The organism is Gemmiger sp. (assembly GCF_057431175.1).
Genome location: NZ_DBMDDV010000021.1, coordinates 1 through 14,893 on the forward strand (window position 1 = coordinate 1; position 14,893 = coordinate 14,893).

The 14,893-nt window shown below is 59.9% G+C and carries 11 protein-coding genes and 6 tRNA genes; 2 read left to right on the forward strand and 15 right to left on the reverse strand.

Annotation, left to right across the window (positions count from 1 at the left end; translation table 11 throughout):
- Together ACZO0A_RS08525 and bilR are read left to right on the forward strand one after the other, a co-directional pair.
- On the forward strand, positions 1–660 hold a 660-nt coding region (locus ACZO0A_RS08525), incomplete at its 5' end, for an alpha/beta hydrolase (RefSeq protein ID WP_486846212.1).
- Between the two features lie 30 nt (positions 661–690).
- Positions 691–2,616 (forward strand): bilirubin reductase, long form, encoded by a 1,926-nt coding sequence (gene bilR / locus ACZO0A_RS08530; RefSeq protein WP_486846213.1) that lies wholly within the window; start codon positions 691–693, stop codon positions 2,614–2,616.
- A 485-nt stretch (positions 2,617–3,101) separates the two neighbouring features.
- Here the strand turns inward: bilR and ACZO0A_RS08535 are convergent, their stop codons facing one another.
- The 15 genes from ACZO0A_RS08535 to groL form a co-directional block, all read right to left on the reverse strand.
- Positions 3,102–4,061, reverse strand: coding sequence for a calcium/sodium antiporter (locus ACZO0A_RS08535; RefSeq protein WP_207686394.1), 960 nt, complete (start codon positions 4,059–4,061; stop codon positions 3,102–3,104).
- A 404-nt stretch (positions 4,062–4,465) separates the two neighbouring features.
- A tRNA-Cys gene (locus tag ACZO0A_RS08540) sits at positions 4,466–4,540 on the reverse strand.
- 33 nt (positions 4,541–4,573) lie between these two features.
- A tRNA-Gly gene (locus tag ACZO0A_RS08545) sits at positions 4,574–4,649 on the reverse strand.
- Positions 4,650–4,685: 36 nt separating this feature from the next.
- Positions 4,686–4,761, reverse strand: a tRNA-Phe gene (locus ACZO0A_RS08550).
- 3 nt (positions 4,762–4,764) lie between these two features.
- Positions 4,765–4,841, reverse strand: a tRNA-Asp gene (locus ACZO0A_RS08555).
- Between the two features lie 5 nt (positions 4,842–4,846).
- Positions 4,847–4,922: transfer RNA gene (locus ACZO0A_RS08560), tRNA-Val, on the reverse strand.
- Between the two features lie 6 nt (positions 4,923–4,928).
- Positions 4,929–5,004, reverse strand: a tRNA-Gly gene (locus ACZO0A_RS08565).
- Between the two features lie 106 nt (positions 5,005–5,110).
- Entirely contained in the window at positions 5,111–6,022 is a 912-nt protein-coding gene (gene hslO / locus ACZO0A_RS08570) for an Hsp33 family molecular chaperone HslO (RefSeq protein WP_486846214.1), read from the reverse strand.
- Positions 6,023–6,781 carry a class I SAM-dependent DNA methyltransferase gene (locus tag ACZO0A_RS08575; protein WP_444272064.1) on the reverse strand — a complete coding sequence of 253 codons (759 nt, stop codon included), beginning with the start codon at positions 6,779–6,781 and terminating at the stop codon, positions 6,023–6,025.
- 3 nt (positions 6,782–6,784) lie between these two features.
- Positions 6,785–7,381 (reverse strand): ribosome biogenesis GTP-binding protein YihA/YsxC, encoded by a 597-nt coding sequence (gene yihA, locus ACZO0A_RS08580; protein ID WP_215691890.1) that lies wholly within the window; start codon positions 7,379–7,381, stop codon positions 6,785–6,787.
- Between the two features lie 71 nt (positions 7,382–7,452).
- Positions 7,453–9,903, reverse strand: coding sequence for an endopeptidase La (gene lon / locus ACZO0A_RS08585; protein WP_215691889.1), 2,451 nt, complete (start codon positions 9,901–9,903; stop codon positions 7,453–7,455).
- Positions 9,896–10,879 carry a diacylglycerol/lipid kinase family protein gene (locus ACZO0A_RS08590; protein WP_302377706.1) on the reverse strand — a complete coding sequence of 328 codons (984 nt, stop codon included), beginning with the start codon at positions 10,877–10,879 and terminating at the stop codon, positions 9,896–9,898. The genes lon and ACZO0A_RS08590 overlap by 8 nt, the downstream gene beginning before the upstream one ends.
- A gap of 130 nt (positions 10,880–11,009) precedes the next feature.
- Positions 11,010–12,611, reverse strand: a complete 1,602-nt coding sequence (locus ACZO0A_RS08595) for a peptidoglycan D,D-transpeptidase FtsI family protein (protein WP_302377708.1) — start codon at positions 12,609–12,611, stop codon at positions 11,010–11,012.
- A gap of 28 nt (positions 12,612–12,639) precedes the next feature.
- Positions 12,640–13,101, reverse strand: coding sequence for a VanZ family protein (locus tag ACZO0A_RS08600; protein WP_215691886.1), 462 nt, complete (start codon positions 13,099–13,101; stop codon positions 12,640–12,642).
- A gap of 116 nt (positions 13,102–13,217) precedes the next feature.
- Complete coding sequence (gene groL / locus ACZO0A_RS08605; RefSeq protein WP_302492569.1) at positions 13,218–14,849, reverse strand: chaperonin GroEL; 1,632 nt, start codon at positions 14,847–14,849, stop codon at positions 13,218–13,220.
- Positions 14,850–14,893: the final 44 nt, after the last annotated feature.

The following is a 14,893-nucleotide window of genomic DNA, read 5'->3' on the forward strand; positions in this document are numbered from 1 at the left end:
GTGCATCTGCACGGCTTTGCCGGCAGCTGCAGCGGCTACAAGTCCATGTACACCCACCTGTCCCGCGCTCTGGCAGCGCAGGGCATCGGCAGCGCCCGGTTCGATTTCTACGGCAACGGCGAGAGCGACGGCGAGTTTGAGGATATGAGCTTTGACGGCCTGCACACCGATGCACAGGATATCTTTGCATGGGCCGCTGAGCAGCCCTATGTGGACAGCGAAAAGCTGTTCCTCTCCGGCCAGAGCATGGGCGGCTACATTGCCGCCTCCTGCGCACCGGTCATCCAGCCCCACGGCCTGATTTTGCTGTGCCCGGGTGCCGGGATGTGGTTTGGCTGCGCACAGCGCGCCGACGGCGTTGTGCAGACCGGCAAGGACTACACCGACCTGGAGGGTCTGTGCTACAAGATGGCCTTTAACTACGAGATGGCCAAGCACCCCGACCCCTTTACCGAGGCCAAGGGCTACAACGGCCCGGTGCTGCTGCTGCGCGCCGACGATGACCGTCTGGTGGACGAGGGCACCTGCAGCCGTTACGCACAGGTGTACACCGCACCCGAGGTGGACACCATTGCAGGCGGCGGCCACAACTTTGCCACGCTGGCAGCCCGTGCCGCCGTGGAGGAAAAGACCGCAGCATTCATCAAAGCAAATCTGTAAAGCAAAGCATATCTGCAAGGAGGCTTTTATATGCAAAACGTAATTCTGCAGCCCATTGAGGTGGGCGGACAGACCTTTAAAAACCGCATCATGTTCCCCCCGCTGACCACCGGCTACGAGAAAAACGGCATGATCAGTGAGCAGGACATGGGCTTCTACACCCGTCTGGCAAAGGGCGGCGTGGGCTACATCGTTATGGGCGATGTGGCGCCCATCAACAGCTTTTCTCCCACCCCCAAGCTGTTTGACGACAGCCAGATCCCTGCCTTCAAGGCACTGGCCGACAGCGTACACGCCTACGGCACCAAGCTGGGCGTCCAGCTCTTCCACCCGGAGTACGACGTAGACGCCATCAACAGTCTGTTTATGCAGAAAAAGTTTGATGAGATGCGTCAGCGCCTGCATCACGACATGATGTTCTTCACCGATGAGGTCAGCGAGGAGATGCTGATGGCCATCATCGATAAGATGTGCGCCTGCGCAGTGCGTGCACAGAAGGCCGGTGTGGACGTCATCCAGATCCACGGCGACCGCCTGAACGGCTGCCTGTGCTCCACCCGCATGAACCACCGCACCGATAAGTTCGGCGGCAGTCTGGAGAACCGCGTCCGCTTTGCCCGCATGCTGACCCGCGCCATCCGCAAGGCTGTGCCGGATATGGTCATCGACTACAAGCTGTCCATCGTCACCCCGCAGCGCGGCAAGGGCGGCATTGACGAAGCCGACGCCGTGCAGTTTGCCCAGTGGCTGGTAGAGGACGGCGTGGATATGTTCCACGTTGCGCAGGCCAACCACACCGGCAACATGGCCGACACCATTCCTCCCATGGGCGTACAGCCCTACGGCTTCTTCGTCAAAATCGCCGGGGACATCAAAAAGGCCGTCAATGTGCCGGTCAGCGCCGTGGGTCGTATCGTGGATGCCGAAATGGCTGCGCGTGTCATCGAGAGCGGCATGGCCGACATGGTTGCCATGGGTCGCCCGCTGCTGGCAGACCCCGACTGGGGCACCAAGATCGCTGCCGGGAAGGCCTGCGATATCCGCCGCTGCATCAGCTGCAACAAGGGCTGCACCGATGCCATCCAGAACCGTCAGTTCCTCTCCTGCGTGCTGAACGCGGAGAACGGCTACGAGAACACCCGCAGCATCCAGCCCGCAGCGCAGAAAAAGAAGATCGCCGTCCTCGGCGGCGGCCCTGCTGGTCTGGAAGCCGCCCGTGTGGCAGCGCTGCGCGGCCATGACGTGACCCTGTTTGAAAAGACCACCACTCTGGGCGGCCAGCTGAACATTGCCTGCGTACCTCCCCGCAAGGAGGAGATGCGCCGCGCCGCACAGGACCTGATCCACGCGGTCTGCAGCGCCGGTGTGCACCTGTGCATGGGTCAGACCCGCACCGCAGAGCAGCTGAAGGATGCCGGTTTCGAGGCCGTCATCAACGCTGTGGGCGCACACAGCGCCGCACCCCGCATCCCCGGCATCGACAGCGTGAACGTGGCCGATGCATGGAAGGTTCTGGCCGGTGAGCAGCAGGTGTACGGCACGGTTGCCGTCATCGGCGGCGGCATGGTGGGCTGCGAGACCGCAGAGTATCTGGCTGCCCGCGGCTGCAAGGTGTCCGTTATCGAGATGATGGACAAGATCGCCGCAGGCGAGAGCACCACCATTCTGCCCACCCTGCTGGAAAACTATAAGACCTACGGCGTGGAGCAGTACCCCAGCCACAAGGTCAAGGAATTCCGCATGGACGCCGTCGTCTGCGAGAACAAGGACGGCGCAGAGGTGACCATTCCCTGCGATTACATCGTGCTGGCTATGGGTGCACGCTCCAACGAATTTGACGCTGCTGCGCTGGAAGCTGCCAGCATCCCGGTGTATTCCATTGGCGATGCCGCCGGCAAGGCTGCGGATATCTCCAACGCCATCCGCACCGGCTACGATACCGCCTGCCAGCTGTAAAACAAAAATATCGTTCTATTTGTGGGTCAGAAACGCCTGTGGGCGCTTCTGACCCACTTTTTTTACCCTCTCAGGCAAAGCCGTCAGGGTTTTGCCTCGCCCTCTCAGGCGCTCCCGCGCCAGCTCTCCCAAGGGGAGAGCGGACACGCCCGGAAACTTTACGGGTCAGCCGGGAACTGCACCGCCACCGCTTAAGCCTTCACCCACCGGGGGAAGATATCGCGGAGCGCATTCAAAATCATCCCACATAAAAAGGCTGCTGCACAAACCCCTGTGCAGCAGCCTTAAGGCAATACCGCATAATTCTAAGTGCCGATACGGCGAGCGAGGTGCGGCAGCTGCTAAGCCAAAAGCGCAGATAATACTTTGTGTATTATCGAGCATTTTGGCAACGCAGATGCCGTGCCGCAGCCGCCGGAGCGGTGCTTAAGCCGTAAGGCGGGAATTATGCGGTGTTGCCTTAAATATTTTACGTTTACAACAGATCAGATGCTGAACTGCACGGCGCAGAAGGCGGCATAGATGCACAGCAGTGCAATGCCCTGCGGGCGGCTCAGCTTGCCCTTGATCAGAGCGGGCAGGGTGAGCAGCAGCATCACGGCAAACATGACCGGGATATCCATCACCAGCGAGGCGTTCATGCCTGCGATGGTGGAGTTCTGCGGGATGCTGAAGGGTGCCAGCGTGACAGACACGCCGCTGACCAGCACTAGATTGAACACGTTTGCACCGATGACGTTGCCCAGCGACAGCGCGCCGTGACCCTTGGCCAGCGAGGTGATGGCGGTGACCAGCTCCGGCAGCGAGGTGCCCAGTGCCACAAAGGTCAGCGCAATGACCGACTCCGGCACGCCCAGCGCCTGTGCGATGAGGGTGCCGTTGTCCACCAGCAGGTCAGCGCCCACAGCAATGAGCACTGCGCCGATGGCCAGCAGCCCCAACTCCTTGGCAAAGGAGCCTTCCTCAGCCTGCTCTTCCTCTTCCGGGGCGGGGGTATTTTTCATAGCCAGCACGTTGCACACGATGTAAGCCACGAACATGGCCAACAGGATCAGGCCCACCGGGCGAGTGAAGGAGCCGGTGGTGTAGGCCACACCGGCATAGAAAGCGGCAGCCACAAAGAAGAAGGCCACCGGGGTGCGCAGGCTCTTGGGGTCAACCTTGCCCGGGCGCACCGCAATGGTGATGGCGGCGATCAGTGCAGCGTTGCAGATGACCGAGCCGATGGCGTTGCCGTAGGCGATCTCGCCGTGACCGGTGAGGGCAGAGGTGGTGGACACCATGACCTCCGGCAGGGTGGTACCGATGGACACCACCGTGGCACCGATGAGCAGCTCCGGCACATGGAAGCGGCGGGCGATGCCGGTGGCACCGTCCACAAACCAGTCGCCGCCCTTGATCAGGCACAGCAGACCCACGATAAATAACAGAACAGGGATCAGCATAATATCTCTCCTTTTTAATAATAGCGGCAGAGGCACAAAAAAAGACCTTTATCACATCCAGCCCAAAACGGGAAAATGTGATAAAAGTCTCAAGCATCCGGTACTGCATCGGGCATTTCTGCCGGGGGTGTCGCTGCAGCACAGCGCACCCGTTTTTCAACTAAAGTACGCCCCTTACTCCCTCTTATCCAGAGAATATTATACCTGTTTTCCAGCAAAAGCGCAAGGGAAAATATGGAATTTATTCTGCCTTGGTCACTTTTTTGGCGTTGGGGTAAATATGCTCCATGCGGGCTTCTTGCCAATTTCCGTGCCGATACAAGCATCGCATCGCAACACAGGCTATTTTCAAAAAAGAAAAAGACCTACATTTCCACGAATTATCGCAGAATTTGCAAGTCTTATGGAGGTGACGACCAGATTTGAACTGGTGAATGAAGGTTTTGCAGACCTTTGCCTTACCACTTGGCCACGTCACCATATGAGCAGAAATCACTTTCTGCTGTTTTTTTTGGAGCGGCCGACGAGGCTCGAACTCGCTACCTCCACCTTGGCAAGGTGGCGCTCTACCAGATGAGCTACGGCCGCATAGTGTATGTTCTTTGCGAAGAACATACAAGAAAATGGTGCCTCCGATCGGAATCGAACCAATGACACGGGGATTTTCAGTCCCCTGCTCTACCGACTGAGCTACAGAGGCAAATGGCGACCCGAATCAGGCTCGAACTGACGACCTCTAGCGTGACAGGCTAGCGTTCTAACCAACTGAACTACCGGGCCACATTTGGTGGAAGTTAACGGGCTCGAACCGCTGACCCTCTGCTTGTAAGGCAGATGCTCTCCCAGCTGAGCTAAACTTCCCCATAATGGAGCGGCCGACGAGGCTCGAACTCGCTACCTCCACCTTGGCAAGGTGGCGCTCTACCAGATGAGCTACGGCCGCATATTGGAGAGTTTTTGCTCAGTCGCTCTCTCCGGGCGACGCATGTTATTATATACTATGTGAGCAGAAAAGTCAAGCGTTTTTTGCGAACTTTTTTCAAAGTTTTTTATGCGTTTTCGTCCGCAGGTTTTTCATCGATGGCAGGCCAGTTTTTGAGTAGTTCGTTCAGGTCCACCTTATAATTTTTGTTGCAGAACTGGCAGTTTACCTCGGCAATGGGGTCCTCGTCGCGCATACGCTCGACCTCTTTTTTGCCAAGGGAGCGGATCATTTTTTCCACACGCTCCAAGCTGCAGTCGCACTTGTAGGTCACGTGGTAGCTGTCCAGGATATCGGGCTGGAAACCGGCCAGGGCCAGCTCCAGCATATCGCGGACGCTCTTGCCCTCTTCCAGCATCGTAGTCACACTGGGCATGGCCTTGATGTTCTTTTCCAGATGTTCGATTTCTTCCTCGGTCGCACCGGGCAGCAGCTGCACGATGAAACCGCCTGCGCAGCGCACACTCAGGTCTTTATCCACCAGCACGCCCAGGGCGCAGACAGTGGGGACCTGCTCACTGATGGCAAAGTAGGTCGTGACGTCCTCGGCAATCTCGCCGGAGGTCAGCGGCACCTGGCCGATGTATGGCTCCCGCATGCCCAAATCGCGGATAACATCCAGCGTGCCGTCTTTGCCGACGGCTGCGCCCACGTTCAAGTGGCCGTCCGCCCGCGGGGGCAGCTCCACGACCGGATGCTCCACATAGCCCTTGACATTGCCGGTACCGTCGGAGACAGCCAGCAAACGGCCTGTGGGGCCGCCGCCCTTGATCTGCAAAGTCACCGAGTCCTGGGTGCTTTTGAGCATAATGCCCATCATTGACGCGGCGGTCAGCAGGCGGCCCAGCGCGGCGGTGGTAACAGCGCTGGTCTTGTGCAGACGCTCCATTTCGCGGACTATTTCCGTAGAATCTACGCCGTAAAATACGATGCCGCCGTTCTCGGAGATACCGCGCAGCATATTATGATTCTGTTCCATTTATTGTACCTCTTGTGTATATTGCTTGACAGCCGTGAAGATCCAGCGCGGGCTATCGGCGCGCACAGGGCCGAAGCTCTCGCCGTCGGCCACTTTAGCCACTGCAAAGCCGTACTTTTCCAGCAGGGCGGTCACGGTGTCCAGCGCATAGCTGTACTCGCTGAACTGCTCACGGAAGTGCTCCCCTGTCTCGTGGTAGTCGATATCGATGGTGATATCCACCCGCTGTGCGGCCTCGTCATAGCGGTTGGACCAATGGCAGTCGGCGTCCTCAGCCTCAATGTCAAAAGTCTGCCCGGCCAGGATTTTTTGGTGCTTGTAGGGGGTGTTCAAATCGAAGATGAACACGCCGCCCTTCTCCATAAAATAGGCCGCCTTGCGGATGGCCTTTTCAAAATTGTCCAGCGGGCCGATGTGGCTGTACGTGTCAAAGGTGGACACCGCCGCGCAGATAGTGCCGTACAGGTCCAGGTCTAGCAGGTCCTGTTTTAACAGCAGCAGACGGCCAGTCAGGCCCAGCTCGTCGGCTTTCTCCCGCAGGACGCTGAGCATTTCCTCCGAGCGGTCGATGCCGATGACATCGTACCCGGCCTGGGTCAGCATCAGCGTCAAATCACCGGTACCGCAGCCCAGGTCTGCCAGGATGCCGTCGGCAACACCATGGGCTTTCAGCTCATCGGTCACGTAGCCGTACAGCGCGTCGTAGTCGGCCTCGCCGTTGAACTCATCGTAAAAATAGGCAAACTCGTTGTAGGCCATCGGTCAATCCTCGTCCTCTGCTGCCATGCTGGCTTCCAGCAGAGCGCGCAGTTCGTCCATACCCAGGCCGTTCTCGGCGCTGGTCAGCACAACGGCCTGGCAGCCGTAAGGGGCGCAGATTCTTTCAAATTCTTCCTTGCGGGTGGCCATCTCGCTCTTTTTCAGCTTATCGCCCTTGGTCAGCGCCGCCACAAAGGGAATGCGGTGGTAGTGCAGGTACTCAAGCATCTGCACATCGTCGGCGCTGGGGGCATGGCGGCTGTCCAGCAGCTGCACCAGCAGGCAGACGGCTCTGTCCGCCTCAAAGTAGCTGTTGATCAAGTCGTCCCACCGCTCGCGCTCAGCGTTGGAAACCTTGGCATAGCCGTAGCCGGGCAAGTCAACGAAGTAGGCCGTATCGACGTGGTAAAAGTTGATGGTGGCCGTTTTGCCCGGCGTGGCACTGACACGGGCCAGCTTTTTGCGGTTGCAGAGCTTGTTGATGAGGCTCGACTTGCCGACGTTGGAGCGGCCGGAGAAAACGATCTCAGGGCGGTCGCTGTCCGGCAGCTGGCGGGACAGGCCGTAGGACGCGAGAAATTCGCTGTTGTTGTAATTCATGGGTGTTCCTTTTGTTCAGGTGTGTGGTGCATTGCGGGGCGTCGAGGGTGCCGTCCCCTGCAGCACATCATTTACATCACCGCCGTGGGTTCCTTGTGGGCGTCGGCGGGCTTTTCGTTGGCGATGAGGGAGGTTGCCTGCGGTACACCGCGGGCAGCCCGGGCAGGTGTGCGGCCCGACCGCACAAGGGCGTGTTTCAGCACCTCGGACAGATTGGCGACCGGGATGAACTGCACCTTCTCCTTGACCTCGGCGTCGACCTCATACAGGTCGCTCGCGTTGTCCTTGGGGATGAGCACGGTGGAGATACCCTCGCGGAAGGCGGCCATACTCTTTTCCTTCAAGCCGCCGATGGGCAGCACATTGCCGTGCAGCGTGATCTCGCCGGTCATGGCCAGGTTGTGGCGCACCGGGATACCGGACAGCGCCGACACCAGGGCCGTGGTCAAGGTGACGCCCGCACTGGGACCATCCTTGGGCACGGCACCCTCGGGGGCGTGGATGTGCAGGTCGGTGTTCTTGAACTTATCAGCGGGGATGCCGTATTCCTCGGCGTGGACCTTGGCGTAGGTCACGGCCAGCTGGGCGCTCTCCTTCATGACGTCGCCCAGGCTGCCGGTAATTTCAATTTTGCCGCTGCCGTTCGGTATGACGGCGACCTCAACGGGGAGCATCTCGCCGCCGACGCTGGTCCAGGCCAGGCCGTTGGCAATGCCCACGGCGTCCTTGCGGGAGATAAAGGTCGGCTTGACTTTTTCGGGGCCGAGCAGTTCCCGAACCGTGGCGGCGGAGACACTGATTTTTTCAGCCTCCCCTGCTGCGATCTTCTGGGCGCACTTGCGCAGCACAGAAGTCACGGTGCGTTCCAGGTTGCGCACGCCGGCCTCGCGGGTGTAGCCGTCGATAATGGCGTACAGTGCGCTGTTCGTCAGGGTCACACGGCCTTCCAGGCCGTTATTTTTCAGCTGCTTGGGCAGCAGGTGGCGCTTGGCAATGTTGAACTTCTCGGTGCGGGTGTAGCTGGGCAGCTCGATAACGTCCATACGGTCATAGAGCGGGCCGGGAATCGTGGAGGCATCGTTGGCCGTCGTGATGAACAGCACCTCGCTCAAATCGAACGGAATATCCAGGTAATTGTCTTTGAACGTACGGTTCTGCTCGGGATCCAGCACTTCCAGCAGGGCGCTGGAAGGGTCGCCCTTGTAGTCGCCTGCCAGTTTGTCGATCTCGTCCAGCAGAATAACCGGGTTCGTGGACTTTGCCGTCGTGATGGCACTGATGATGCGGCCGGGCATGGCACCGATGTAGGTGCGGCGGTGGCCGCGAATTTCCGCTTCATCGTGTACGCCGCCCAGGCTCATGCGGGCGAACTTTCGGTTCATGCACTCGGCAATGGAATGGGCAATGCTCGTCTTGCCGACACCCGGAGGGCCGACCAAGCAGATAATCTGGCCCTTGACGTCCTGGTTTAGCTTGCGCACGGCCAGCAGCTCCAGGATGCGCTCCTTGACCTTTTGCAGGCCGTAGTGCTCACGGTCCAGCACCTTGCGGGCGTGGGCCTGGTCGAGGTCATCCTCGGTGGCGGTATGCCACGGCAAGGCCAGGCAGGCGTCCAGATAGCTGCGGATGACGCCGCTCTCGGCGCTGCTGCCCTGCATCCGGGCCAGGCGATCACATTCTTTCAGCAGCTTTTCCGTGGATTCCTCATCGAGGTTCAGTGCCTTGACTTTCTCGCGGTATGTATCGGCCTCGGCGCGGGTGTCCTCGGCGTCGCCCAGTTCCTCACTGATGACGTTCATCTGCTCGCGCAGGTAGTATTCGCGCTGGCCCTTGTCCATGCGGGCGTTGACCTTATCGTCAAGGTCGCGCTCGATATCCATGATCTGGCACTCCTGCCGCAGCAGGGTCAAGAGCTTTTCAAGGCGGCCTAACAAGGTCGATTCGTTCAGAATCGTCTGCTTGTCCTCATACTTGAACAGCAGGTTGGCGGGCATATACTCGCTCAAAAACAGCGGCGAGTCGGAAGAAATGATGTTATAGACAACATCCTTGGAGATTTGCGGGCTGTACGAGAGGTATTCCTCGAAGCAGTCTTTCAGGCTGCGGACAAGGGCTTCGACCTGGTTGCGCTTGTCGGCGGCAATGCCGCGCACCGCGACCGGGCGCACGGTGGCCTGCAAATACTTCTCCCCTGCATCCAGTTCCAGCAGGCGGGCGCGGGTCTTGCCCTCGACCAGGACTTTGACGAGATCGTCGGAGACGCGCAGCACCTGCTTGATCTCGGCGATGACACCGTAGGTGTACAGGTCGCGAATGGTCGGTTCTTCGATGTCCATTTCCCGCTGGGCGATCAGGAACACGCTGCTGTTGGCGTGCATGGCGGCCTCGATGGCGGCGATGGACTTGGTGCGGCCCACCTCAAAGTGGACAACGTTGTTCGGGAACACCACCAGCCCGCGCAGCGCGATGGCCGGCAGATGTACCACATTGCGGGCAATCTTGATTTTTACTTTTTCAGACATTCGTTACTCTCCCATAACCTGCCAGAACAGGCGTCTTGTTTGCGGTTTCGGCCAAAGCGGGCGGCAGCAAAATATGCGCCGCACTGCGCACAGCTTCCGCGTGCATCGTCAGCTGGGGCGAGCACTCGCCGTCCAGCGTCGTGATGAGCGGGTTGCCGTCCAGCACCTCTATGTCAATTTTGCTTGTACGGAAAAACGTTAAGTAGGGTTTGAATTTTTCTGTCACGGCATCGCCTGCCGCCAGGTGCTCACCCTTTTTGTAGCCGCCCAGCAGGCCGGGCAGCTTTAAGCGCGGGATGGGTTTCAGCAGCACCACGTCCAGCAGGCCGTCCGCCATGCTGGCGTGGGGCGCGGCACAATAGCCACCGCCGTACATCTGGCCGTTGCAGACCGCCAGCATCATGAAGGTATCTTCCAGCCGGCGGTCGTCCGCCGTGATGCACAGACGGTGCTTGAAGGTGCTGCAGATGGCTTCAAGGATCGACAGCGTGTAAGCGGTCGTGCCGCCGCACAGCGGTACGCGCCGCCACTTGGGGATACCGTTTGCCACCTGCGCGTCAATGCCAGCAGCGTAGATATCAATGCCGTACCCCTGGGGCGTCTGAATCAGATCCACCGCGAACGGCTTTGCCGCCAGCTGGGCATCGATATCCAAAAACTGCGCCTGGGTTCCGAAGTTGCGCACGTAGTCGTTGCCGCTGCCGCAGGGCACACAGCCCACAGCGGCATTGGGGCAGCCTATGACGCCCTGTAAAACTTCGTTCAGCGTGCCGTCTCCGCCGCAGGCGTATAGGGCTACTTCTTCCCCGCTGGCGGCATATTTGGCGGCCAAGTCGCAGGCATGGCCCGGGCGGCGGGTGATCTCCACGATGGGTTTTACCCCGGCGCGGCTGGCGGCGGCGTGGATCTGCGGAATCAGCGCCACGCTGGCATCCAGCTTGCCCGCCGTTGGATTTATAATGAATACAGGCTGCATCGGTTTGTCCCTTTCAGCACCAGTCCATTGTGGTTTACAGATAATAATTATTGTAGCTTTTTTACCGCAAAAGTGCAATACCCTGGGGGAAATTGGATGCAATAAATGGCTTTTCCCGAGGGGAGAAGGCTTAGTACCCCGCCCACACATCCAGAATTTCCGTTATTCGCTCAAACAGGGCGGCGCTGGAGGTTTCGGGCTTCAAGATGCCGTCCTGCATGACCGTGATGGTATATTGGGGCGCATCAGCCGGGTAAAAGCCGGTGAACCAATAGTTCAGCAGCTCCTCACCGTCGGCGTTGTACTGGCCGGTCTGGGCCGTGCCAGTCTTGCCGCCCGCTGTACCATGGCGTGGCTGGGCGTCATGGCCAATGCCATCCGTCACCACCGAGGCCAGCATACTGCGCAGCACCCGGGCCGTGGCGGCGTCACAGACGGTACGCGGGGCGCTCTCCGCTGCCGCCGGGTCGGTCAACATACCATCGGCCCCGGTGATGCCCTGCACAAAGCCAGGTGTCCTATACACCCCGCCGTTGGCAACAGTGTTCATCATGGCGGTGATTTGCAGCGGCGTCACGGTCAGCGACCCCTGCCCAAAGCTGAACGTTGCCAACTGGCCGGGGTTTTCCAGCGTCTCCGCGTCCGGCAGCGTACCGGCAGCTGCGGCCAGGCCCGGGGCAATTTGTACCGCTGTGCCAAAGCCGAAGTGTTCTGCCTCTTCCCGGACGGCTTCTGCCCCCAACAGCTGGCCCAGTTTGATAAAATAGGTGTTGCAGCTTTCTTCCAGCGCACCGCGCAGGTTGACTTCGCCGTGGGCGCGGCCTTGGGCGCAGCGGTAGGTCTGCCCCGCCACCACGATTTCACCGGTGCAGTCGTGGGTGAACCAGTCCAAGCCCTGTTCATAGGCAGCTGCGGCCAGCACCACTTTAAACACCGATCCAGCGCTGAACGCAGCAAATGGGCGGTTGATGAGCGAAGTATCGTCGGCGCGGATGCTGGCGGCCACATCCTGTGCGTCAAACGTCGGCGCACTGACGCTGGCAAGCACCTCGCCTGTAGCAGCGTCCATAATGAGGATGCACCCCCGCGGCATAAGCTGCGCCGCCAGCGCCTCACAGGCGCGCTGCAAGTCGGCGTCCAGTGTCAGCTGCACGCCCTGCCCAGTGCCTTCTTTCCTCGTAGCCCATACAGGGCTTGTCCCCGCCATCAGGCCGCTGTGCGCCGCCAGCACGCAGCTGACGGTGCGCTTATCGCCGGAGGCCGTCAGCAGCGCGTCGTAGGCGCGTTCCAGCCCGGCGACGCCGCGGCCTTCGCCGTCGAGGTAGCCCAGCAGATGCGGCGCAATATCCACCGTATGCGCAGGCACCGCGCAGGTGGCGATGCCCCGCCCGGTCAGGTCGCGGCTGACTTCAATCAGGAACGGCGCGGCCAGGTTACGGCGGTCGTAAAGCACGCCCTGCTTTTCGTAGGAAACATAGGGAAACAGCGCCGTGTAGCCATCGTCGCCGGGGATGCAGAGCGCGTAATACTGCGTTTGCGTGCCAGTCAGTTTGCGGCCGTTGCGGTCGTAGAAATCGCCCCTGGCCCGGGGCAAGTCCAGTGTCTGGACGGTCTGGCCGCCTGCGCTGGCGGCATAGGCGGCCTGCTGCCCCACCCAGTAGGTGCGGCAGAGCACGACCCCCGCCAGAAAAACCAACGCCCCGCAAAGCCCATAAAACCGCCGCAGAGACATACCCTCACCCCCGGTGGGAGTATGGGCATCAGCGTTGCTTTTGATGCAGCCAGACCAAAAGGCACACCCCCGCCACGCCGGGCAGGATGCCTAAGGCATCTATCACCACATCCCCCACCAGGGCGGCGCGGCCGGGCACAAAATACTGGTGCAGCTCGTCACTGGCCGCATACAGCACACACAGCACCGCCGCCTGCATTCCCTGCCGGCGCAGCGTCAGCCCGGACAGCCAGCTGTGCACAGTCAGGGCCATGCCTACACCAAGCGCGGCAAAAATTGCCACATGCGCCCACTTGCGCAGGTTCGCGTGGAAGTTCTCGGCATCGAACCAGAGCGGCAACAAAAACGAGATACCATCCGTCTGCACAGTCTCGGTCACGGTCTCGCTGAGTTTGTAGGAGTCCGCCGCCGGTTGGCCCGAAAAGTAGAAAATCAGCGCCATCAGCCCCAGCGTGAAGGCCAGCGCCGCGTATTTCATCCGTTGTTTCATGGCTGCCTCCCCCGCTGTTTTTGGTTATTATACCACGTTTTACCGCCTTGGGTCTATACAAAAAGGCCGAAGCCTTGTCGCCAAGACTTCGACCTTGTGCTTGCTTTTGGGCTGAATTAGTACATACCGCCCATGTCAGGGGCCGGGGCAGCCGGGGCCGGCGGCTCGGGCAGGTCAGCGACCAGGCTCTCGGTGGTCAGGACCATCGCGGCGACGCTGGCGGCGTTCTCCAGAGCGGAACGAGTGACCTTGGTCGGGTCAACGATACCGGCCTCGATCATATCCTCAACGTACTCTTCCTTCTGGGCGTCGAAGCCGTAGTTGGGCTTGTTGGCCTTCAGGATGTTGTCGATAACAACGCTGCCTTCCAAACCGGCATTGGCAACGATCTGGCGCAGAGGAGCTTCCAGCGCCTTGCGGACGATCTTGGCGCCGGTGCGCTCGTCGCCTTCCAACTCGCCGACCAGCTTGTCGACAGCGGGGATGGCGTTGATGGTGGCCGTACCGCCGCCAGCAACGATGCCTTCCTCAACAGCGGCCTTGGTCGCGTTCAGGGCATCCTCGATGCGCAGCTTCTTGTCCTTCATCTCGACCTCGGTAGCAGCGCCGACCTTAATGACGGCAACACCGCCGGCCATCTTGGCCAGGCGCTCCTGCAGCTTCTCACGGTCGAAGTCAGAGGTTGCAACAGCGATCTGGCTGCGGATCTGGGCAACGCGGTCTGCGATAGCCTGCTTGTCTCCGGCACCGCCGACGATGGTGGTGTTCTCCTTGGTGACCTTGACCTGGCGGGCCTGGCCCAGCAGCTGCATGGTGGCATCCTTCAGCTCATAGCCTAGGTCGCTGCTGATGACAGTGCCGCCGGTCAGGGTGGCGATATCCTGCAGCATCTCCTTGCGGCGATCGCCAAAGCCAGGTGCCTTGACGGCAACGACGTTCAGGCCGCCGCGCAGACGGTTGATGATGAGGTTGGACAGGGCATCGCCCTCGACATCCTCGGCAATGATGAGCAGCTTGCGGCCGGACTGGATGACCTGCTCGAGCAGGGGAACCACATCCTGGAAGACGCTGATCTTCTTGTCTGTGATCAGGACGGAGCAGTCGTCATAGACGGTCTCCATCTTCTCGGTGTCGGTGACCATGTAAGGGGTCACATAGCCGCGGTCGAACTGCATGCCCTCAACGACCTCGGTGTAGGTCTCGGCGGTGGTCTTGTTCTCCTCGATGGTGATGACACCATCGGCGGTGACCTTCTCCATCGCGTCAGCAATCAGCTGACCGATCTCAGCATCACCGGCAGAAACAGTGCCGACACGAGCAATATCCTTGCTGCCGTTGACCTTCTGGCTGTGCTCCTTGACGGCCTCAACCGCAGCAGAGACGGCCTTCTGCATACCGCGCTTGATGTCCATGGGGTTGGCACCGGCGGTAACGTTCTTCATGCCTTCGTTGACGAAAGCCTGAGCCAGAACGGTAGCGGTAGTGGTGCCGTCACCAGCAGCATCGTTGGTCTTGGTGGCGACTTCGCGAACGAGCTGTGCGCCCATATTCTCGAACTCGTCCTTCAGCTCAATTTCCTTGGCGATGGTGACACCATCGTTTGTGATGAGCGGGCTGCCGAACTTCTTGCTCAGCACGACGTTACGGCCCTTGGGGCCGAGGGTAACCTTGACGGTGTTGGCCAGCTGGTCGATGCCAGCGCAAAGGGCCTTGCGGGCGTCCTCGCCCTGCTTGATCTGTTTAGCCATAATGAATCTCTCCTTTTATCTGAAAGAAATTACTGAAAAATCAA

What these genes read in the sequence shown, in the direction of transcription:
- lon (WP_215691889.1), bottom strand. Translation starts at nt 9,903, where the DNA reads ATGTCTGAAAAAGTAAAAATCAAGATTGCCCGCAATGTGGTACATCTG.
- ACZO0A_RS08575 (WP_444272064.1), bottom strand. Translation starts at nt 6,781, where the DNA reads ATGGCCTACAACGAGTTTGCCTATTTTTACGATGAGTTCAACGGCGAG.
- bilR (WP_486846213.1), top strand. Translation starts at nt 691, where the DNA reads ATGCAAAACGTAATTCTGCAGCCCATTGAGGTGGGCGGACAGACCTTT.
- ACZO0A_RS08590 (WP_302377706.1), bottom strand. Translation starts at nt 10,879, where the DNA reads ATGCAGCCTGTATTCATTATAAATCCAACGGCGGGCAAGCTGGATGCC.
- hslO (WP_486846214.1), bottom strand. Translation starts at nt 6,022, where the DNA reads ATGGAACAGAATCATAATATGCTGCGCGGTATCTCCGAGAACGGCGGC.
- ACZO0A_RS08600 (WP_215691886.1), bottom strand. Translation starts at nt 13,101, where the DNA reads ATGAAACAACGGATGAAATACGCGGCGCTGGCCTTCACGCTGGGGCTG.
- ACZO0A_RS08535 (WP_207686394.1), bottom strand. Translation starts at nt 4,061, where the DNA reads ATGCTGATCCCTGTTCTGTTATTTATCGTGGGTCTGCTGTGCCTGATC.
- ACZO0A_RS08595 (WP_302377708.1), bottom strand. Translation starts at nt 12,611, where the DNA reads ATGTCTCTGCGGCGGTTTTATGGGCTTTGCGGGGCGTTGGTTTTTCTG.
- yihA (WP_215691890.1), bottom strand. Translation starts at nt 7,381, where the DNA reads ATGAATTACAACAACAGCGAATTTCTCGCGTCCTACGGCCTGTCCCGC.
- groL (WP_302492569.1), bottom strand. Translation starts at nt 14,849, where the DNA reads ATGGCTAAACAGATCAAGCAGGGCGAGGACGCCCGCAAGGCCCTTTGC.